This window comes from Roseisolibacter sp. H3M3-2 (assembly GCF_029211165.1).
In the GTDB taxonomy this organism is placed as follows: Bacteria; Gemmatimonadota; Gemmatimonadetes; order Gemmatimonadales; family Gemmatimonadaceae; genus Roseisolibacter.
On record NZ_JARGEK010000012.1, the window covers coordinates 1 to 20,073 of the forward strand.

Consider the following 20,073-nt stretch of genomic DNA (forward strand, 5'->3'; position numbering starts at 1 on the left):
CCGTCGCCGTCGCCCAGACCGTCGCGGTGGCGCACGCCGCGCCGCGCCAGGTCGCCGCCGCCGCCCTCCTCGACGCGCGGCTCGGCGCGGGCGCGGTGTACGGCGGCTTCCACTACGGCGTCGACGTCGTCGCCGGCGCCGCGCTCGGCCTCGCCGGCGGCGCGCTCGCGGCGCGCGTCGCGACGCGTCAGCGCGCCGCCAGCGCCTCGGCGACCGCCGCCAGCAGCGCCTCGCCCGCGAACGGCTTCTCGACGTAGCGCTCGCACGGCAGCGCGGCGGCCGTCGTCGCCTCGTCGCTGTACCCCGACACGTAGACCACCGGCAGGTCGGGGCGGTCGGCGCGCAGCCGCGCCACCAGCGCGCGCCCGCCCATCTCGGGCATGCGCAGGTCGGTCACCACCGCGTCCACCGCGTCGCGGTGCCGCGCCCACAGCAGCAGCGCGTCGGCGCCGTGCCGCGCCTCCAGCACCGCGTAGCCGTGGCGCTCCAGCACGCGCCGCGTCGTCGCGCGCACCGGCGACTCGTCCTCCACCACGAGCACCGTGCCGCGCCCCGCCGCCGGGCGCGCCCCCGGCGCCACCGTGCGCGCGTCCGGCGCCCCGGCCACGCGCGGCAGCAGGATCGTCACCGTCGTCCCCGCCCCCGGCGCGCTGTCGACGCGGATCGCGCCCCCGGCCTGCTGCACGATCCCGTACACCGTCGCCAGCCCGAGCCCCGTCCCCGCCCCCACGGGCTTGGTCGTGAAGAACGGCTCGAACAGGTGCGCGCGCGTCGCCTCGTCCATCCCGTGCCCCGAGTCGCGCACCCCGAGGCGCGCGTACTCCCCCGGCGCGAGCCCCCACCCCGCGGCCGCCGCCGCGTCGAGCGCCACCAGCTCGGTCTCGATCGTCAGCGTCCCCCCCGTCCCGGGGTGGCCGTGCGCCGGCGTCAGCATCGCGTCGCGCGCGTTGAGCGCGAGGTTCACCAGCACCTGCTCCAGCTGCACCGCGTCGGCGCGCACCACCGCCGGCGCCGGGCCCGGCGCCGCGCCGAGCACGATCTCGTCGCCGAGCACGCGCCGCAGCAGCTGCTCGGCGCCGCGCACCACCTCGCCGAGGTCCACCGCCCGCGGCGCCACCACCTGCCGGCGGCTGAACGCGAGCAGCTGCCGCACCAGCGCGCGCGCGCGGTCGGCCGCCCGCGCGATCTCCGCCAGGTCGTCGTGCAGCGCGTGGTCGGCCGGCGCCAGCGCGCCCACGTCCTCGCGCGCGAAGTCGAGGTGGCCGACGATCACCGTCAGCAGGTTGTTGAAGTCGTGCGCGATCCCGCCGGCCAGCTGCCCCACGGCGTCCATCTTCTGCGCCTGCCGCAGCTGCGCCTCCAGCGCCCGCTGGTCGGTGACGTCGGCCAGCATCCCGACGTACCCGGTCGTCGCGCCGTCGGGGCCGCGCAGCCGCACCGCGTGCGCCGTCACCTGCCGCACCGCGCCGTCGGCGCGCACCGTCCGCCACTCGGCGGCGCCGAGCTCCGCGTCCCCCTCGCGGAACGCGCGCCGCATCTCCCCCGCCCGCGCCAGGTCGTCGGGGTGCACCACGCGCGCCCACCCGGCGCCGAGCAGCGCCTCCATCGGGTGGCCGAGGATCTCCGCCGCGCGCTGGTTCAGGTACACCGTGCGCCCGGCCGGGTCGTTCATGAAGACGCCGAGCGGCGCCGCCTCGGCGAGCGTGCGGAAGCGCGTCTCGCTCTCGCGCAGCCGCGCCTCGGCGTGCTTCGCCTCGGTGATCTCGCGCGACACCGCGAGCAGCCGCACGATCGCCCCCGCCTCGTCGCGCACCGGCGTCACCGACACGTCCCAGTGCTTCGGCGTCCCCTTCACCGTCGGCGCCGCCGCCTGGAAGCGCGCCGACCCGCCCGCGCGCGCGGCCTCCATCGCCGCCAGCGCCAGCCCGCGCGCCTCCCCCTCCCACACCGTCTCCCAGTCGTGCCCGTGCAGCGCCGCCGCGTCGTCGGCCTCCAGCAGCACGAGCCCCGTCGGGTTGATGCGCTCCAGCCGCCCGTCGAGCCCCAGCACCTTGATGCAGTCGGGGCTCGCCTCCAGCAGCAGGCGGTTGAACGCCTCCGAGCGGCGCAGCCGCTCCTCCGCCTCGCGCCGCGCGGTGACGTCGCGCGACACGTGCAGCGCGCCCACGATCCGCCCCGCCGCGTCGTGCAGCGGCGCCGCGTCGCTCTCCACGCGCGGCCGCCGCCCGTCCAGCGCCTCCACCACGTACTCGAGCCGCCCGCTCCCGCCGGCCAGCACCGCGTCGTGCAGCCGCGCGAACGCCTCCCGGTCCGCCGGCGCGATCATGCGCGCCGCGTCGCGCCCGCGCAGCGCCGCCAGCGACTCCGCGCCGACCATCGCCAGCCCGGCCGCGTTCATGTCGATCACCGCCCGGTCGCGCCCGATCACGCTCACGCACTCGGGCGCCGTGTCGAGGATCGCCCGCAGGTAGCGCGACCGCTCCACCAGCCCGGCGTCGGCGGCGTCGGCGTCGCGCCGCGCCGTGGCGATGACCACCAGCCCGTTCCCGAACGGCTCCAGCCGGTTGTCGAACCGCTGCCCCCACCCCGGCAGCCGCGACTCCACCCGCGCCGGCTCGCCCCCCAGCAGCGCGCGCTGCGCCGCCGCGTGCAGCGGCGTCCCCACCAGCTCGGGGAACTCGTCCCACACCACGCGCCCGAGCAGCGTCCGCGGCTCGCGGCCGACGATCACCCCGGCCCGCGCGTTCAGGTACGTGAAGCGCCACTCCCGGTCGACGCACACCACGGCGTCCGAGACCCCCTCGAACATGCGCGCCACCACGTCCGGCGGGAGCGCGGGCGCCGGGCGGACGGGTTCCAGCGGGACGGCGTCGGACACGCGGAGGGGGGCCGCGGGGTGGGACGGGAGGGACCGCCAAGTGATCGCACGGACCGGCTCGCCGCAAGCCGGGGCCCCGGGATGCGCCCCCGGGATGCGGCCCCGCGCCGCCCTGCGACCGACGGTGCGCGTCAGAGCCAGCCGGCGGTACGATACCAGTCCCGCGTCGCCGCGACAGCCTCCCCCAGCCCGGCCGCCGGCGCCCACCCCAGCTCCCGCCGCGCCCGGGCCGCCGAGCAGGTCCACCGGCGCGGGCGCCCGAGCGCCAGCTTCTCGCGTCCGACCAGCGTGTCGCGCCCCGCCGCCGCCGACCACAGGTCGCCGGCCGCCCCCGCCGCGGCCAGCGCCCACCCCGGGAGGTCCACGGACAGCCGGATGCGGCGCCCCGCCGCCCGCGCCGCCGCCTCGTACAGCGCCGGCCACGGCACCTCCTCCCACCCGGCCACGAAGTAGCTCCGCCCCGCCGACCCGGCCGCCGTCCCCGCCAGCACCAGCGCCCGCGCCAGGTCGGGGGCGTGCACCAGCGACAGCGCGGCGCCGCGCGTCCCGGGGTAGGCGGCGAGCCCGCGCCCGGCGTGCCGGAAGACCGGGAGGAAGTCGCGGTCGCGCGCCCCGAACACCGCGCTCGGGCGCACCGTCGCCCACGCCGCCCCCGCCGGGTGCGTCGCCACCGCCGCCTCGGCGGCCCGCTTGCTCGCCCCGTAGCTCCCCGCCGGCGCCGGCGCGTCGTCCTCGGTGCGCGGGCGCCCCAGCCCGTCGGCCGGCCCGGCGGCGGCCTGCGACGACACCAGCACGCCGCGCGGCGGCCGCCCCCCGCGCGTCTCGGCGATCGCGTCGAGCAGCGCGCGCGTCGGCGCGACGTTCCCCGCCGCGAAGCGCGCCGCCGTGTGCGCGCGCGTCACCCCCGCCACGTGGAAGACGACGTCCACGTCCGCCAGCGCCCCCGACCGCGCGATCGCCGCCGCGTCGTCGAGCGGCACCACCGTGAACGCGCGCCCCGCGGCGGCCGCGGGCGGGGAGGCGGGCCGCGCGAGGCGGCGCACCCGCCACCCGGCGGCCAGCAGCGCCTCGACCAGGTGCGAGCCGACGAAGCCCGACGCCCCGGTGACCAGCGCCAGCACGGGGCGCGCTACCGGCGACGCCCGCGCCGCCGCTCGCGCCTCGCCGGCCCGCGCAGCGGCATCACGAAGAGGAACTTCTTCCCGATCGACAGCTCGGAGCGCGAGATCGCGGCGTAGCGCGCCTGCTTCTCCGGGTAGTGCGCGATGCTCGACTGCGCGAACCCCGCCGACAGGAACAGCGTGTCGGCCAGCGAGACCGCGATCAGCTCCGCGTACCCGCGCTGCCGCGCCACGCGCTCCGCCTCCGCGATCAGCCGCCGCCCCAGCCCCTTCCCCTGCGCCTCGGGCGCGACGGCCAGCGACACCAGCTCGGCGAGCGACGGCGCGTACTCGTCCACCGCCACGCACCCGACCACGCGCCCCTCGGCGTCGCGCGCCACGCGGTACCCGTCGATGCGCGCCGCCACGAACGCCGGCGTGCGCGGCAGCGTGAGCCCGTCGGCGGCGTACAGGTTGTTGAGCGCGGAGATCGCGGGGGCGTCGTCGTCGCGGGCGGGACCGATGACGATCGCCTGCGCGCCGGCGTCCCCTCGGCGCTCGGCGCCCGGCGCTCGCGTCGTCCCGGCGGCGGCGCGAGCGCCGGGCGCCGGGCGCCGAGCGCTCCGCGGAGTCGTGTCGTCGCTCACTTGCTCACCTTCGCCTCGCGCGGGCGCGGCAGCGGCGCGCGCGGCACCCGCTGGTCCAGGTCCGCCACCTGCAGCAGCATCGCCGCCGTCACCACCGCCGCCTGCTTCAGGTCGTCCTCCAGCAGGTTCGCGCCCACGTCCGCCGCCGTGTGGTGCGTGCGCGTCTCGTAGTCGATCGGGTCCTGCAGGAAGGTGAACGCGGGGACGCCCACGCCGACGAACGGCATGTGGTCCGTGCTCCCCGTGTTCGCCAGCGTGAGCGTCGTCGCGCCGAGGTCCGCGAACGGCGCCAGCAGCGGGCGCAGCACGTCGCGCGCCGCCGCGTTCCCCTGCATCCACAGCCCGCGGATCCGCCCCGTCCCGTTGTCGAAGTTGAAGTACGCGCTCACGCGCCCGTGCTCGGCGCCGAGCCGCATCGTCTCCGGGTCGCCGAGGTGCGCCTTCACCCAGCCGAGCGAGCCGTGGTAGTCCTCGTGCTCCTCGCCGTCCCACAGCGCGAGGCGGATCGTGCGCCGCGGCCGCGCGCCCACCGTCTGGAGGATGCGCAGCGCCTCCATCGCCACCGCCGCGCCGGCGGCGTTGTCGGTCGCCCCCGTCCCCGCGGTCCACGAGTCGAAGTGGCCGCCGACCATCACGACCTCCGCGCGCAGCGCCGGGTCGCTCCCCGGCAGCTCGGCGACCACGTTCACCCCCTGCGAGTCGGCGCGCGTGCGCGGCGGCTCGCTGCGCGTGCGCAGCTCGAGCGCGACCGTCGGCGCCGGCCGCCCCGCCGACTCGGCGCGCTGCACGAGCGTGACGAGGCGCGCGTAGTCGTCGCGCGCCACCGACAGCGCCGGCACCGCGCCGCGCACGTCGGTGTCGTACGCCTGGTACCCCGCCACCTGCGTGGACGCGGCGCTGCGGCTCGGCGTCAGCATCGCCAGCGCGCCCGCCTCCTTGAGCGCGAGCTGCACGCGCAGCCGCCGCCGCACGTTCTCCGCGTAGCCGCCCGCGTCGTCCCAGTAGTCCTTGGGCGAGCCCGGGTCCGTCACGCGCGCCAGCGAGTCGAGCTGCGCATCGGTCCAGCGGCGCGCCAGCGGCGCGAAGCGCTCCGGGTCGGGCGGCACCGCGCCGACCATCACGATCCGCCCGCGCACCTGCCCGGCGACCTTCGCCACGTCCTCCTCGCCGCGCAGCGCCGGGAGCAGCAGCGGCGTCCCGCGCACGACGCCCCCCTCCACGCCGGGGCTCCACGCGTACGGGTAGGCGACGAGGCGCGCGTAGTACGGCGCCTCCAGCTCCAGCGAGTGGCGCTCGACCGTCCACGCCGCGCCGCCGCGCGTCCCCCACGGCTCCAGCCGCGCGTCGCGGAGCCCGTAGCCGGCCAGCGTCGCCCGCGTCCACTCGGCGGCCGCGCGGTAGCCGTCCGAGCCCGCGAGCCGCGGCCCGAACACGTCGGCCAGCGTCGTCGCCGTGGCCATCACCCGCGACCGCTCCAGCCCCTCCTCGCGGATGCGCGCCAGCACCGCCGGGTCGGTGCGCCCCGCCGCCCGCGCGACCGCCGCCGCGGGGACGGCCGACCGGGTGGTCGCGGGGGAGATCGGGTGCGCCTGCGCGCCGGCGGCGGACGCGAGCAGCGCGCCGAGCGCGCCGAGGACGCCGAGCGTCGGGCGGGGACGGGGGAGCGGCATGGGCGAAGGATAGCGCGCGCGGGCGCGGCGGTCAGCGCCGACGCGCTCAGCGCCGCCGCGCCCGGTGCTCCGCCGTCCGCGGGCCCGGGGTCAGCCGCTCGTACGCCACCGACAGCGCCAGCGCGAACGCCGCCGCGCCGGCGCCGAGCAGCGCGTTGACGTAGGGCGGCGCGGTGAGCGCGAGGCGGATCATCACCGTCGCCGCCGCGAACCCCGAGTTGCGGAACACGACCGCGTAGTCGGCGCTGTACGTGAGCGACAGCAGCACGAGCAGGATGTCGCCGAAGATCAGCACCGTGAAGAACACCTCGAGGAAGCGCGTCGGCGCGCCGTCGACGGCCAGCGTCCACGCCGCGTCGCCCAGCCCCGCCAGCAGGGCGGCCAGCAGCGCCAGCGCGACCAGCTTCTTGCCGGCGACGAACGCCGCCTGGTCGTCGCCGACGGCGATCGCGCGGTGCCGCTGCGCGCGGTCGTAGAGCGCGACGAGCACGAACACCGCCAGCGCCCCCACGAGGTCGGCCAGCACGTGCGGCACCGCGGGCGCGGCGCTCGCCCACGTCACCGGCTCGTCGAACCCCGAGATCTCGAGGAACGCCTTCCGGACGAGGATCAGCGACAGCAGCTCGAACTGCTTCCCCACCGAGTCGGCCACCGAGCGCGCGATCGCGAACACCAGCGCCACCAGCTCGAGGAGCAGGAGCGCGGTGAACGCCGCCACGACGGCCCCGAAGTGCGACCGCGGCAGCCGCGCCGCCGCGCCGGCCGGCACCCACCCCCGCCGCCCCAGCTCGATCGCCACGAGCGCCGCGACGAAGGTCGCGACCAGCGCCTTCCCCGCCCCGCGCTGCGTCGCCGGGGCCTCCCACCACCCCTCCAGCCGGTCGAACGCTCGGACGGCGGCCCGCATGGCAGGAGGGGCTCGGGTGTGGCGCCGCCGCACTATTCCGGCACGGACCGCCGGCGCCTACACTGTGCGGCGGGCCCGGCCGATACTCGACCAGGACCGCCGGACGGCCCGCCCCCGCACAACTCCCCACCCGTGCGCCCCGTTTCCGACCGCCCCCTCCGCCCCGCCGCCGTCGGCGCCCGCGCGTACAGCGACGCGGGAGCGGCGGTGGCGCGCGCCGTCGCCCGGCGCACCGCGGAGCTGGCCGCCCGCGACCACCGCCAGCCGCCGGCCGCCCCGGCCCTCCCCCAGCTCGCCGCCCGCCCCACGCCGGCCGGGGTCGAGAGCGAGGTATCGATCCGGGTCTACGCGGACGGCGGGAGCATCTCGGTGGTGCGGCACCTCCGGGGGGCGGAGGTCATCGGGATCGAGGCGGTGATTCGATAGGGCTCTCGCACGGCGTAGTGCGGGGTACGGCGCAGGGCAGGGTGGGGCGCAGGGCGGGATACGACGAAGGAGATGGGGCGAAGAGCGGGGTACCGCGGACCTACCGGCAATGAGCTCGTAGGTCCGCGGTACCCCGTTTTCCGACTCACCCCTTGGTTCGCTTCACCCAGCTCTTCGCCCCGTCCTGCACTGCGCCGTACCCCGCTCTACGCCGTGGCAGTGGTGCGGCTACTCGTAGATCCGTGCCGGGTCCGCCGCCGCCAGCTCCACCAGGAACTCCGCCAGCCGCCCCGACACCGCGTCGAGGAACCGCGCCCCCTTCTCCGCCGTCGCCGCCCGCGGGTCGCCCACCCCGGTGTCCGCCGAGATCTTCGACCAGGGCCGCGGCGACCACGCCCATCGCTCGCGCAGCGCCGCGATCCGCGGCTGCCGCTCGGCGCCCGACCCCGCCTCGGCCACCGGGCGCACGAGCGTCGGGGCCACGTGCTGCACCACGCTCGTCTCCAGCTCCCCCGCGTGGTCCCCGGGCACCTCGAAGTACGGCCGCGCGTCGACGACCTGCCACCAGTTCACCGCGCACAGGAAGAGCGTCGTGCGCGGCAGCAGCTCGCGCAGCATCGCCTTGAAGTCGTTGCCGCCGTGCCCGTTCAGCACGACCAGCTTGCGCACCCCGTGCCCCTCGAGCGCCGACACCAGGTCGGCCAGGATCGCGAGCTGCGTCGACGGCATCACGTTCAGCGCGAGGCGCAGGTCGAGCTGCGTCGTCTGCACGCCGAACGGCACCGTCGGCAGCACCGTCACGCGCGCCCCCGCCTCCCACGCGCGCCGCGCCGCCTCGGCGGCCACCGCGTCGCACTGGATCGTGTCCGTGCCGTACGGCAGGTGGTAGTTGTGCGGCTCGGTCGCGCCCCACGGCAGGACGGCGACCTCGTACGACGTCGCGGCGACCGCGCGCCACGTCGACTCGGCGAGGATGTAGGGGCGGCTCATGGGCGACAACCTAACGGCGCGGCGCCGGGGCGACACACCGGAGCGCGCTGCGGGCCGCGAATTCGAGAACCCGCAGCCCGCGGCCCGCAGCGCCGCACGGCGGCTCCGTCGGCTCAGTCCCCCGCGCGCGGCCGCGCCGGCGTCGTGTGCATCGCGAGCGTCATCCGCAGCGGCTGCCCCACGCACGTCGCGAAGTCGGTCGCGCCGCACTGCGACACCGCGTACCGCTCCACGTTCGCCATCACCTTGTCGGGGTAGCGGTGGCACCCCTTCGTGTTCGTCCCGCGCACGCACCCGTTGTAGCGCAGGAGCCCCGTGCGCACCGCGTCCCCCGGGTCCGCGTCGCGCATCCCCGCGCGGTACACGTAGTGACTCAGGATGTGCACGCCGTAGCGCAGGTTCGTCTCGTCGTCGCGCAGGTCGCGGCCGAACAGCTTGCCCAGCGTCGGCACCCACACCTTCGGGTAGATCTGCATCAGCCCCACCGCGCCGACGTTCGAGCGCGCGGCCGACTTGAACGTCGTGTTCTCCGCCAGCATCACGCCGAACACCAGCGCCGGCGGCACCTTCTTGCGGTACGCCTCGCGCACCGCGAACGTCGCGATCGAGTCCGCGCGCGCCGCGCCGATCCGCCCCGTGCGCATCAGGTCCGCCGCGAACGCGCGCCGGTCGTGCTCGAAGCGCGCGGTCTGCATCGCCGCCTCGCCGTCCGCCACCGTCCACGGCGCCCGCGAGGCCGCCGAGTCGCGCAGCGTCATCGGCATCCACGACGGCGGCGCCCACGCCTGCTCGGCCAGCCGCTGTCCCACCGTCGTGCGCCCCACGTAGACCGGCTGCACCAGCTGCGACGACACCAGGATCGCCGCCACCGACGCGCCCGCCAGCGCGAGCTGCCCGACCAGAGACCTCGACTTCGCCATGCGGTACGTGCTCCTGCGCGGTGGGGGGACGTGGTCGCGCGCCGCGCCCCGCGAGAGAGGGGCGTGCGCGCCGGCGACCGCGCACCACATCGCGATCGTCACGCTTCGGAACTTATCCCCGCCCGGGTGACGCACGTCGCGAAATCGGCCGCGTGAGCCCGCCACTTCTGACCGCGCAGTCAGAAGCCGTCCAAACTTCGACACGCGCGCGTCTGGACCGGGCGCGACCGTGGGCGCCCTCGTGTGTGTGCGTTCATCCAGCACCGTACGCCCATGGTACGACCCGCGGGATTAAGTTGGTCCGGCCGGGCTCGCCGCCCGCGCTCCCGCCGCATCTCCCGCCGTGCCCCTCCTCCCCCCGCTCGCCGCCGCGCACCCGGCACACCGCCTGGCCGTGCGCGCGCTCCAGGTCGGCGCGACGTGCGTCGCGCTCGCCGCGCTGCGCTACAAGCTGTTCGAGCTCGACCGCTTCTTCGTCCCCAAGGAGCTCGTGCTGCACGCGACCGCCGCCCTGGTCGCCGTCGCCGCCCTCCGCGCCCCCCGCCGCCCCGACGGCTCCACGGACCCGCTCGGCAGGCACGACGCCTTCGCGGGGACCGCGTTCGAGCGGCCCGTCGCCGGCGGCCTGACCCTGGTCGACGCCGCGCTCGCGCTCTTCCTCGCCTGCAGCGCCCTCGCCGCCGCCCTCGCCGGCAACGGCTGGCTCGGCGCCCGCGCCCTCGCGATCTCGCTGTCCAGCGCCGCCCTCTTCTGGGGCGCCCGCGCCCTCGCGCGCGCCGGACTCGGCCGCACGGTCCTCGCGGCCGTCGGCGTCGCGCTCGTGGTCGGCGCCGCCACGTCGCTCCTCCAGGCCTACGGCGTCGAGAGCGCCTACTTCAGCCTCAACCGCGCCCCGGGCGGGACCTTCGGCAACCGGAACTTCGTCGCCCACCTCGCGGCCATCGGCACCCCGATCCTCGCCGGCCTCGCCCTCCGCGCCCGCCGCCGGCGCCACGCCCTCCTCGCCTGCGTCGGCGCGGCCGCGCTGGCGACGGTGCTCGTCCTCTCCCGCTCCCGCGGCGCCTGGCTCGCCGCCGCCGCCGCCTCGGTCCCGCTCGCCCTGGGCGTCGCCCGCGCCCTCGCCCTCCCCGGCACCCGCCCCAAGCTCGGGCGCGTCCTGCTCCTCCTGGTCGCCCTCGGCGGCGGCGCCCTCGCCGCCCTGCGCCTCCCCAACACCCTCGAGTGGAAGAGCGACTCCCCCTACCTCGACTCGGTGAAGGGGGTCGTCGACTACCGCGGCGGCAGCGGGCGCGGCCGGCTCAAGCAGTACGCGAACTCGGCCCGCATGGCGCTCGACCACCCTTTGCTGGGCGTCGGCCCGGGGAACTGGGCGGCCGACTACCCGCGATACGCCCCCGCCGGCGACCCGTCCCTCACCGGCGACGGCACCACCGCCAACCCGTGGCCCAGCTCCGACTGGGTCGCGATCCTCTCCGAGCGCGGGCTCCCGGCCTTCCTCGCCCTGGGCGCCACCATGCTAGGCCTAGCATGGTGGGCCCACGGCGCGGTCTGGCGGGGCCGCGACGCCGACGGCGCCCTCACCGGCGGAGTACTCGGCGCCACCCTCGCGGCCGCCCTGGTCGTCGGGGCCTTCGACGCGGTTCTCCTCCTCCCCGCCCCCGCCTTCCTCACCTGGGCCGCACTCGGCGCCCTCGCCGTCGAGAGCGGCGCCGTCGACCGCGCGCCGCGCCCCATCCGCTGGCCCCGCCTCGCCCGCCGACTCGCCTGGGCCGCCCTGGCCGCGGCCGCCCTGCTCGGCGCCCTCCGCTCCGCGGGTCAGGCGGGGGCCATGGCGCTCTTCAGCACCGGCCGAGCGGTCGCGATCGCGCGGGCCGCCGAGCTCGACCGGGGGAGCTACCGCATCCAGCTCCGGGCCGCCGAGCTGGCGCGGGCCCGCGGGCGGTGCGCCGACGTCCGCCGGTACGCCACCCGGGCCGCGGAGCTGCTGCCCTCGGCGCCGGCGCCGAAGCGGCTGCTCGCCGCCTGCCGCCCCCGGCGCCGGGGGTGAGCACGCGAAAGGGCCCCGTCGTCGACGGGGCCCCTCGTTCCTCGCGACGGCTCAGCGCTGGTAGCTGACCAGCTCGAACCCGCCGGCCGTGCTCATGAACTGCACCGGCGACTCGCCGGCCAGCAGCGCCGCCGGCCACACCGGGATCCCGGCGGTCGCCGCGCCGACCAGCTCGCTCGCCGGCATGCGCTCCAGTCGCGCCCCCGCCGCCGGCTCCCCCTCGGGAAGCGTCGCCACCACCGGCGGGAGCAGCACCGGCTCCTGCCCCCCCTCCGGCCACGCCGCCGACCCGGCCGACGCCATCGCCAGCAGGCTCGCCGCGATCGCCAGCGCCCGCCGCGACGGCACCCGCGGCGTGAACCGCGACCGGTCCCGCCAGCTCGGCACCCAGTCCACCGGCACCTCGCACCGCCCCTCGTCCACCTCGCGGAGCCGCGCCTGCAGGCGGGCCGCGAAGTCGGCCGACGGCGTCACCTCCGGGAGGTTGCGCGCGCACAGCAGCGCACGCCGGACACCGATGTCGAGCGCCGCACACGTCTGGCACTCCTGACGGTGGCGTTCGACCGACACCAGCAGGTCGCCCGGCAGGGTGTCGTCGAGGTACGCGAGATGATGACGGCGGAAGGCGCTACAGTCCATGATGCGGGCAGCGGGACGCCAGGGCTCCGGGATGTTGCGGAGCGGCGGGGAGTCTGCTCGGTGTACCCACGGCGCCGCAAGCCGTTCCGAGGGGCCGGGTGGAGCGAGATCGGGTGGAGCGAACTCGGAAGAGCGAACTCGGGTGAAGCGAACTCGGGTCAAGCGAAGTCGGGTGGAACGAGGGATGGCTGTACGACGCCCTGCCACTCGCCGCATCCGAGTTCGCCGTACCCGAGTTCGCTTCACCCGAGTTCGCTTCACCCGAGTTCGCCCTTCCCGGGTTCGCCTCACCCGCCCCTCTTCTCCCTCACCCGCCGCCGCAGACTCCTCGCCCCCGCCCGCTCGCCGGCCCGCCGCTCCGCCCGCGCCGCCGCGTCGTGTCGCGCTCCCTGCCACGCGAGCTCGGCTCGGAGCGTCCGCCAGCTGTCGAGCCGGTCGGCCGGCAACGCCCCGGCGGCGACGGCGGCCGCCACGGCGCACCCCGGCTCCGAGCGGTGCGTGCAGTCCGCGAAGCGACATTCATACGCCAGCGTCGCGACGTCGGCGAAGGTGTGCCGCAATGCGTCGCCGTCATCCGCGGTGCCCGCACTCCACATCGCCAGCGCCCGCAATCCCGGCGTGTCGATCAGCCAGGCGCCCCCGGGCAGCGCCAGCAGCTCGCGGTGGGTGGTCGTGTGCCGCCCCGCCCCGTCCTCCCGCAGCCCGCCCGTGCGCTGCCGATCGAGGCCCAGGAGCCGGTTCGCGATCGTCGACTTCCCTGCCCCCGACGGTCCGAGCAGCACCACCGTCGCGCCACTCCCGAGCCACGGGGCCATCACGGACGCCACGTCGTCGCGCAGCGTGGCCACCGCGACCACCTCCACTCCTGGCGCCGCCAGTCGCACCCCGGACTCGGCGGCCGCCACGTCCGGACACAGGTCCGCCTTGGTGAGCACCACCACCGGCGTCGCCCCGCTCTCCCACGCCAGCGTCACCTCCCGCTCCACCCGCCGCGGGTTGGGGGCCCGGTCGAGCGGCACGACCACCAGCACCGCGTCGACGTTCGCCGCCAGCGGCTGCCCCCGCGACGTCCGGTCCGCCGCCCCCCGCCGGAGGAGCGACCGGCGCGCCCCGACCGCGGTGATCCGGGCGACGCCGTCCGGGCCCTCCGCTTCGATGTCCACCACGTCGCCGACCACCGGGCGGTCGTCGGGGTCCGCCGATCGGCGCAGTCGGCCGGCGAGCACCGCCGGTCGGAGGGGCGCCGTCGGCGCGCCGAGTTCGAGCAGGAGGTAGCGGTCGCGGTGCTCCGCCGCGACGCGGAACGTGCAGTCGTTCGCCGTCATCCGAGGTCTCCGGACGCGCGGCGACCCAGCGCCGCGCGGGAAGGTGGCGGCCCGGCGCGGGATGCGGCGGGCGCGTCGAACACCTCCCGGCCGGGGCCAGGACACGCGACGGCGACGGCTCGACCCCGCGATCGGGGGAGCCGGCGGGCTCTACCTGCTTCGGCCCGCCGTCAGCGCGCCCGGCGCGGGGCCGGGGCGACGGCGGAGCGGACGGACATCGACAGCGGCGCGCTCGAAAGGGGTGGAGCGGCAAACGTAAAGCGGGAGTCGACACAGCGGGAGTCGAAAGAACGGGAGTCGTAAGAGCACCCTGCGCCGTTACGACTCCCGCTTTCGTGACTCCCGCTGTGTCGACTCCCGCCGTATCGGGTGGTCGCCGCCGGGTTGATCGGTCAGCGCAGCTTCGGCTCGATCAGCTCCGCGAAGCTCGCCCGCGCCCGGTTCAGCCGCGACTTCACCGTCCCGAGGTTGGTCGCCGTGATGTCGGCGATCTCCTCGTAGCTCTTCCCCTCCAGCTCGCGGAGGACGAACACCTCGCGGTGGTGCGCCGGCAGCTTGGCGACGCTCTCCTCGACCAGCTCGCGCAGGTGGCGCTTCCGGTAGAGGTCGTCCGGGCGCGAGTTCAGGTCCTCGAACTGCAGCGGCCGGTCGTCGTCCTGCCAGTTCTTCTTGATCGTCTGGAACAGCACGAGCGGGTTCCGCGAGCGGTTCCGCAGCTCGTTCTTCGCCAGGTTCGACGCGATCGTGTAGATCCAGGTCGAGAACTTCTTCGACCGGTCGAAGCGCCCGATGTGCCGGTACACGCGGATGAACACCTCCTGGACGAGGTCCTCCGCCTTCTCCCGGTCGCCGATCGTGCGGTAGATGAAGTTCAGCAGCCGGCTCTGGTACCGCGAGACCAGCTCCTGGAAGGCGCGCTCCTCCCCACCCAGGAACGCCGCCACCACGTCCCCGTCGTCCAGCGTGCGGAGCTGCTCCCTGACGGCCGCGCCCGTGAGCGCCATGTTCCGCGACTTCAGTGCGACCTCAGCCATGTGTGCTCCCCCGAGTGCTGCGTCCGCCCGACCTCGCCCCGGTCGCCCGTCGCCGGTTTGCCGTCGGACCCACCCGGTAGGTTGGCAGCTTGCGTGCCCACCCACCGGTCCCGCCTAGAACGGTCGAACTCGTTCAGTTCCAACGAGTTCCGTCGTTCCCCGCGGCCCTGCAATATACCGAAGACGGGCCGAATCGTCCACCTTCGATGACACCGTGTGAGACAGCGCCGCGTCTCCGGTGTTAACACTCGGCGCCCGGGTTCCCCCTACCGCGCCGACGCGAGCCGCGGATAGTCGAACGCACGACAGGCGGTCGCCGTGTCGTGCGTCACTCGGGAAGTCCCACCCCCGCCCGCCCCTCGAATCAGCGTCCGGCCCTGAACCCCGCCGCGTAGAGGAGGGCGCAGATCGTCTTGCCGTCGCGGATCTCCCCCGTCTCGATCATGGCGAGGGCGCGCGACAGCGGCATCGGCTCCACCGTCAGGAACTCGTCCGCCTCCCGCGCGTGCTCCCCCATGGTCAGCCCGACGGCCATGAAGAGGTGGATCACCTCGTCGGTGAACCCCGGCGCCGTGAGGATCGACGTCAGACGTTCGACACGCTCGGCGGTGCATCCGGTTTCCTCCCGGAGCTCGCGCGCCGCGCACGCCGCCGGGTCCTCCCCCGCGTCCAGCCGCCCCGCCGGGATCTCCCACAGGTAGCCGCCCGCCGCGTACCGGTACTGGCGGATCAGCAGCACCTGCGGGTCCTCCCCCGCCGGGTCGCTCAGGAACGGGAGGACCGCGCTCGCCCCCGGGTGCCGCACGACGTCCATCTCCCCCGTCGACCCGTCGGGGAAGCGCACCGTGTCGGCGTCGAGGGCGATGATCCGCCCAGCGTGGAGCCGCCGAGTGGCGACCTGCCCGGGCTCGGCCCCCGACGCGTCGCTCACGCGCGGCTCCGCTTCGCCGCCTTCGTGGCCTTGGTCGCCTTCGCGGCCTTGGACGCCTTCGCGGCCTTCTTCGCCCCACCCGAGTTCGTCTTCTTCGCGCTCGCCTTCTTGGGACTCGCCTTTCTCGGCGCCCTCGTCTTCTTCGCCGGCGCCAGGATCGTCCCGCGGCACTTCGCCGTGCCGCACAGGCAGCGGTAGAACTCCTCGTCCTCCTTCGTGTGCTGCGGCGTGCGCTCGTACTGGTAGTCGTACGCCAGCTCGGCCCCCGGCTGGATCGACCGCTTGGCGTAGATCCAGATGCGCCCGTCCTCGATCACCGCCTCGCAGTTCGGGTCGCACGAGTGGTTGATGTAGCGCGACTCGTTCCCCCCCTTCTTCCCGTCGACGCACGTCTCCTCGTCGACCGTGAAGAGGAAGGTGTGGTGGCGCCCCATCCCGTCCTCCTCGTAGCGGCGGTCGCCCTCCTCCGGCGTGATGCGCTCGCCCGTGTACTCGATGATGCGCTGCCCCGGGCGGATGCGGCGGGTGGCGAAGGCGCCGCGCCCCTGGATCGCGGAGCGGCGGATCTCGAACGGGTAGTCGGGCGTCTGGCGGGTGCGTGCGGGCACGGCGTCGTGGGCGGGCGTGGGCGGACGGGGCGGACCGGCGGGCGGCGGACGCGCACAAGATATGCGCGCACCCGTACGCGTCGCGCGCCTCGCGTTGCGCGCCCGCGCGCGCCTCCGCATGTTCGCGCGCCGACCGCTCGTTCCGTGGTCCCGCTCCGGAGGTCCCCATGCCCCGCCGCCGCCCGTCCGCCGCGATGGCCGCGCTCGCCGTTCCGGCCGCCCTCTCCCTCGCCGGCGCGCTCGCCGCCTGCGCGTCGCAGCCCGCGGTCGCCGTCGTCGGCGAGCAGCCCCCGCGCCGCGAGTTCGTCGCCATCGGCGACCAGGTGGTGCGCCTCGAGCCGAGCGTCGCGCGCACGCTGCACGAGGACCTCGCCCTGACCGTCGACCAGGCGTGGGGCGCCCTCCCCCTCGCCTACGAGGCGCTCGGCCTCGCCCTCACCACGCTCGACTCCGAGCAGCGCCGCGTCGGCGCCGGCGGGCAGCGCGTGCAGGGGCGGCTCCGGGGCGCGTGGATGAGCCGCTACGTCGACTGCGGCACCGCCGCCAACGGCCTCCCGCACGCCGACTCGTACGCCGTCACCCTCGACGTCCTCTCGCAGGTCGAGGGGCGCGCCGACGTCGCCGCCGCCTCGGTCAGCACCACCGTGAAGGCCGTCGGCCGCCCGGCGTCGGTGAGCAGCAGCAACGTCGTGAACTGCACCACCACCGGGAACCTCGAGCGCCGCGTCGCGGAGCTGGTGCGCGCCGAGGCGGCGAAGCTGCGCTGACGTCGCCGACCCCCGCACCGCGACCCCGGCGCGCCGCCCACGTGAGCATGCGCGCGCAGGGGCCGGTCATCAGGGAGAGCGGATCGTTCCGGATCGGGACGGATCCGGCGGATCGGCGCCTGCGGGTTCGCGGGACGATCCGTCGGATCCTCCCTGCATCCGTCCGATCCGTTCTCCCGGTTCCTGCTCAGCCCTGCTCCGGCTCCGTGACCGAGATCGGCCCGAACCCGAGCGCCTCGACGGGGGCGCGCACGGCGTCCGGGTCGCCGACGACGAGCAGCTGCAGCCGCTCCGGCGCCAGGTGCGCGCGCGCGACGCGCTGCACGTCCTCCACGGTCACCGCGCGCACGCGGGCGCGGTACGCGTCGAAGTAGTCGTCGGGGAGCCCGAACAGCGTCAGGTTGGCCAGCGCCCCCGCGATCGCCGACGTCGTCTCGTAGCGGATCGGGAAGACGCCGTCGAGGTAGCTCGTCGCCAGCGACAGCTCCTCGGGGAGCACCGGCTCGGCGCGGATGCGGTCGACCTCGAGCAGCACCTCGCGCGCGGCGGCGGCGGTGTGCTCGCTCTGCACCGCGCTCGCCACCACGAACGGCCCCGCCTGCACGCGCCAGTCGAAGCCGGAGTGCGCGCCGTACGTGTAGCCGTGCACCTCGCGCAGGTTCAGGTTCACGCGCGAGTTGAACAGCCCGCCGAGGATCGCGTTCATCACGACCAGCGGGAAGTAGTCGGGGTGCGCGCGCGGCACGCCGAGGTGGCCGACGCGCAGCTCGCTCTGCTGGGCGTCGCGCTTGACCACGAGGTGCGTGCGCCGCTCGGCCGACGCCTCGGCGTCGCGCGCCGCGGCCCTCGGCGGCGCCTCGCCGCGCCAGCCGCCGAGGGCGCGCAGCACCAGCCGCTCCGCGTCGTCGGCCGACAGGTCGCCGGCGACGACGAGCGTGGTCGCGGACGGGCGGTAGCGCGCGGCGTGGAACGCGGCGACGTCGTCGCGCGTGAGCCCGGGGACGGTGGCGCGGCTGCCGCCGTCGGGGTGCGCGTAGCGCGAGTCGGGCGCGTAGACCGCGCGCGCGAACGCCTCGTCGGCCAGCCCGCGCGGCTCGGTGGCGAGGTGCATCAGGTCCGCGATCCGCTCGGCCTTCAGCCGCTCGATCTCGCGCTCGGGGAAGACGGGGCGCGTCAGCACCTCGGCGAACAGCGCGAACGCCGCGTCGACGTGGCGCGCGAGCGTGGTGAGCGACACGAAGGCCGCGTCCCAGTCGGCGGACGCGTCGAGCGACGCGCCGAGCCGCTCGACGGCGAGCGAGAGCGCGACGGCGTCGCGCGCGTCGGTCCCCTCGGTGAGGGCGCGCGCCGCGAGCTGCGCCAGTCCCTCCTTCCCCGCCGGGTCGGCGACGGCGCCGGCGTCGAGCACGGCGACGACGCTCACGAGCGGGAGCTTGTGCACGGGGGCGACGACGAGGCGCAGCCCGTTGGGCAGCGTGCGGCGCTCGAAGCGCGGGAAGTGGTAGGGGCGGGGCGCCGCGGCCGGAGGCCGCGGCGGAGCGTCGAGCGCCGAGCGCCGAGCGTCGAGGGTGGGGTTCGTCATCGGTCAGGCCTCCGCCGCGGTGGACGCCGCCACGGCGTCGTGCTCGGCGCTCGACGCTCGGCGCTCGACGCTCTCCTTCGGCACGTAGACCAGGAACGCCCGGTTGTCCGCGCCGAGGTGCGCGCGCGCGAACGCGGCGACGTCGGCGGCGGTGACGGCGGCGTAGCGCGCGGCCTGCTCGTTCACGAGCGACGGGTCGCCGTAGTAGGTGGCGAAGCGCGACAGCTGGTCGGCGCGGTCGCCGGCCGACTGCAGCGCGAGCACGAAGCCGCTCTCGACCAGCGCGTGCGCGCGCGCGACCTCGTCGTCGGTCACGCCGCCGTCGGCGAGCCGGTCGACCTCGGCGACGAGCGCGGCCTCGAGGGCGGCGACGTCGGTCTCGGGGCGCGCGACGGCGTCGAGGACGAGCAGGTCGCTCCCCTTGGCGAGGTCGTAGGTGAAGGCGCCGACCTCGCTCGCCACCTGCTGCTCGCGCACCAGCGCGCGGTACAGGCGGCTGCCGTGCCGCATCCCGAGGATCGCCGCGCAGACGCCGGCGGCGTAGTGCCCGGGCGTGCCGGCGGGCGGGATGCGGAAGGCGAGGAAGACGCGCGACAGCATGACGTCGTCGGGGACGACCTCGCGCCGCGCGCCGCCGAACGTCGGCGGGAGCGTCATGTCGGGGAGCGGCGGGCGCTCACCGCCGCGCGGGATCGGCGCGAACAGCTCGTCGACCAGCCGCCGCGCCTCGGCGGGGTCGAAGTCGCCGGCGATCGTGAGCACGGCGTTGTCGGGGACGTAGTACGTGGCGAAGAAGCCGGCCACGTCCTCGAGCGACGCCGCGTCGAGGTCCTCGAAGGAGCCGATGAGCGAGTGGTGGAACGGATGCTCGGGCGGGAAGCAGAGCGCGGGGAGCTTCTCCCACCAGGTGCCGTACGGCTGGTTGTCCACCGACCAGCGGCGCTCGTTCTTCACGACGTCGCGCTGCGTGTCGAGCTTCTGCTGCGTCATCGCGGGGAGGAGGCGCGCCATGCGGTCGGCCTCCAGCCAGAGCGCGAGCGCGAGCTGGTTGCTCGGCACGGTCTCGTAGTAGTTGGTGCGGTCGAGCCAGGTCGAGCCGTTGAGCGTCCCGCCGGCGCGCTGGACGAGCTCGAAGTGCTCGTTGGCCCCGACGTTGGCGGAGCCCTGGAAGAGCATGTGCTCGAACAGGTGGGCGAACCCGGTCCGGCCGGCGCGCTCGTTGGCGGAGCCGACGTGGTACCAGAGGTTCACGGCCACGATGGGCGCGGTGCGGTCCTCGGACAGCACGACGCGGAGGCCGTTGGCGAGCGTGTACGACTCGATTGGGATGCGCATGGGGAAAATCTGGGCGGGTAGTGCGAGCTCGGGTACTGCGAATCCGGATACTGCGAATCCGGATACTGCGAACCCGGATACTGCGAACCCGGATACTGCGAACTCCGATCCGGTGAGCGCGGTCGCCGCGCGGTCGGACACGCCGGCTTCGCCTCACCCGGCTTCGCCCCACCCGAGCTCGCCCCACCCGAGTTCGCCGTTCCCGGGTTCGCCGTTCCCGAGCTCGCCGTTCCCGAGCTCGCCGTTCCCGAGCTCGCCGTTCCCGGG

At 76.1% G+C, this 20,073-nt stretch carries 17 protein-coding genes and 1 pseudogene; 4 read left to right on the top strand and 14 right to left on the bottom strand.

Annotation, left to right across the window (positions count from 1 at the left end):
• Positions 1 to 257: pseudogene (locus PYV61_RS02285) on the top strand (hypothetical protein); the annotation flags it as partial.
• Here the strand turns inward: PYV61_RS02285 and PYV61_RS02290 are convergent.
• The 5 genes from PYV61_RS02290 to PYV61_RS02310 all read right to left on the bottom strand — a co-directional run bounded on the left by PYV61_RS02290 (position 188) and on the right by PYV61_RS02310 (position 7,202).
• Positions 188 to 2,878, bottom strand: coding sequence for a PAS domain-containing protein (locus PYV61_RS02290; protein ID WP_275827885.1), 2,691 nt, complete (start codon positions 2,876 to 2,878; stop codon positions 188 to 190). The pseudogene PYV61_RS02285 and the gene PYV61_RS02290 overlap by 70 nt on opposite strands.
• A gap of 131 nt (positions 2,879 to 3,009) precedes the next feature.
• The gene (locus tag PYV61_RS02295; RefSeq protein WP_275827887.1) at positions 3,010 to 3,999 is read right to left on the bottom strand and encodes an NAD-dependent epimerase/dehydratase family protein; all 990 of its coding nucleotides are present in this window, start codon (positions 3,997 to 3,999) and stop codon (positions 3,010 to 3,012) included.
• 8 nt (positions 4,000 to 4,007) lie between these two features.
• Positions 4,008 to 4,625, bottom strand: a complete 618-nt coding sequence (locus PYV61_RS02300) for a GNAT family N-acetyltransferase (protein WP_275827889.1) — start codon at positions 4,623 to 4,625, stop codon at positions 4,008 to 4,010.
• Positions 4,622 to 6,295: a M20/M25/M40 family metallo-hydrolase gene (locus PYV61_RS02305; RefSeq protein WP_275827891.1), complete on the bottom strand. Its 1,674-nt coding sequence runs from the start codon at positions 6,293 to 6,295 to the stop codon at positions 4,622 to 4,624. Before PYV61_RS02305 ends, PYV61_RS02300 begins: the two co-directional genes overlap by 4 nt.
• 46 nt (positions 6,296 to 6,341) lie before the next feature.
• The gene (locus PYV61_RS02310; protein WP_275827894.1) at positions 6,342 to 7,202 is read right to left on the bottom strand and encodes a hypothetical protein; all 861 of its coding nucleotides are present in this window, start codon (positions 7,200 to 7,202) and stop codon (positions 6,342 to 6,344) included.
• A gap of 132 nt (positions 7,203 to 7,334) precedes the next feature.
• On the opposite strand from PYV61_RS02310, the gene PYV61_RS02315 reads away from it, so the two are divergent.
• Positions 7,335 to 7,628 carry a hypothetical protein gene (locus PYV61_RS02315; protein ID WP_275827896.1) on the top strand — a complete coding sequence of 98 codons (294 nt, stop codon included), beginning with the start codon at positions 7,335 to 7,337 and terminating at the stop codon, positions 7,626 to 7,628.
• A 228-nt stretch (positions 7,629 to 7,856) separates the two neighbouring features.
• On the opposite strand, the gene PYV61_RS02320 is transcribed toward PYV61_RS02315, so the two are convergent.
• Together PYV61_RS02320 and PYV61_RS02325 are read right to left on the bottom strand one after the other, a co-directional pair.
• Entirely contained in the window at positions 7,857 to 8,618 is a 762-nt protein-coding gene (locus tag PYV61_RS02320; RefSeq protein WP_275827899.1) for a creatininase family protein, read from the bottom strand.
• 113 nt (positions 8,619 to 8,731) lie between these two features.
• Positions 8,732 to 9,538, bottom strand: coding sequence for a lytic transglycosylase domain-containing protein (locus PYV61_RS02325; RefSeq protein WP_275827901.1), 807 nt, complete (start codon positions 9,536 to 9,538; stop codon positions 8,732 to 8,734).
• A gap of 343 nt (positions 9,539 to 9,881) precedes the next feature.
• Between PYV61_RS02325 and PYV61_RS02330 the strand changes: the two genes are divergently transcribed.
• A complete protein-coding gene (locus PYV61_RS02330) occupies positions 9,882 to 11,585 on the top strand; it encodes an O-antigen ligase family protein (RefSeq protein WP_275827903.1) in 1,704 nt (567 codons plus the stop codon).
• A gap of 51 nt (positions 11,586 to 11,636) precedes the next feature.
• Here PYV61_RS02330 and PYV61_RS02335 read toward each other — a convergent pair whose 3' ends face one another.
• From PYV61_RS02335 to PYV61_RS02355, 5 genes are all read right to left on the bottom strand, one after another.
• A complete protein-coding gene (locus PYV61_RS02335; protein ID WP_275827905.1) occupies positions 11,637 to 12,224 on the bottom strand; it encodes a hypothetical protein in 588 nt (195 codons plus the stop codon).
• A gap of 287 nt (positions 12,225 to 12,511) precedes the next feature.
• On the bottom strand, positions 12,512 to 13,549 hold the full coding sequence (gene rsgA, locus PYV61_RS02340) for a ribosome small subunit-dependent GTPase A (RefSeq protein ID WP_275827907.1): 1,038 nt from the start codon (positions 13,547 to 13,549) through the stop codon (positions 12,512 to 12,514).
• Positions 13,550 to 13,941: 392 nt separating this feature from the next.
• Complete coding sequence (locus tag PYV61_RS02345) at positions 13,942 to 14,583, bottom strand: sigma-70 family RNA polymerase sigma factor (RefSeq protein ID WP_275827909.1); 642 nt, start codon at positions 14,581 to 14,583, stop codon at positions 13,942 to 13,944.
• 364 nt (positions 14,584 to 14,947) lie between these two features.
• Positions 14,948 to 15,514: an NUDIX hydrolase gene (locus PYV61_RS02350; RefSeq protein ID WP_275827911.1), complete on the bottom strand. Its 567-nt coding sequence runs from the start codon at positions 15,512 to 15,514 to the stop codon at positions 14,948 to 14,950.
• On the bottom strand, positions 15,511 to 16,122 hold the full coding sequence (locus PYV61_RS02355) for an SET domain-containing protein-lysine N-methyltransferase (protein ID WP_275827913.1): 612 nt from the start codon (positions 16,120 to 16,122) through the stop codon (positions 15,511 to 15,513). Before PYV61_RS02355 ends, PYV61_RS02350 begins: the two co-directional genes overlap by 4 nt.
• 167 nt (positions 16,123 to 16,289) lie before the next feature.
• On the opposite strand from PYV61_RS02355, the gene PYV61_RS02360 reads away from it, so the two are divergent.
• The gene (locus tag PYV61_RS02360; RefSeq protein WP_275827915.1) at positions 16,290 to 16,889 is read left to right on the top strand and encodes a hypothetical protein; all 600 of its coding nucleotides are present in this window, start codon (positions 16,290 to 16,292) and stop codon (positions 16,887 to 16,889) included.
• Positions 16,890 to 17,076: 187 nt separating this feature from the next.
• On the opposite strand, the gene PYV61_RS02365 is transcribed toward PYV61_RS02360, so the two are convergent.
• Together PYV61_RS02365 and PYV61_RS02370 are read right to left on the bottom strand one after the other, a co-directional pair.
• Positions 17,077 to 18,471: a pitrilysin family protein gene (locus tag PYV61_RS02365; protein WP_275827917.1), complete on the bottom strand. Its 1,395-nt coding sequence runs from the start codon at positions 18,469 to 18,471 to the stop codon at positions 17,077 to 17,079.
• Between the two features lie 3 nt (positions 18,472 to 18,474).
• Entirely contained in the window at positions 18,475 to 19,806 is a 1,332-nt protein-coding gene (locus PYV61_RS02370) for a pitrilysin family protein (protein ID WP_275827919.1), read from the bottom strand.
• Positions 19,807 to 20,073 lie beyond the last annotated feature (267 nt).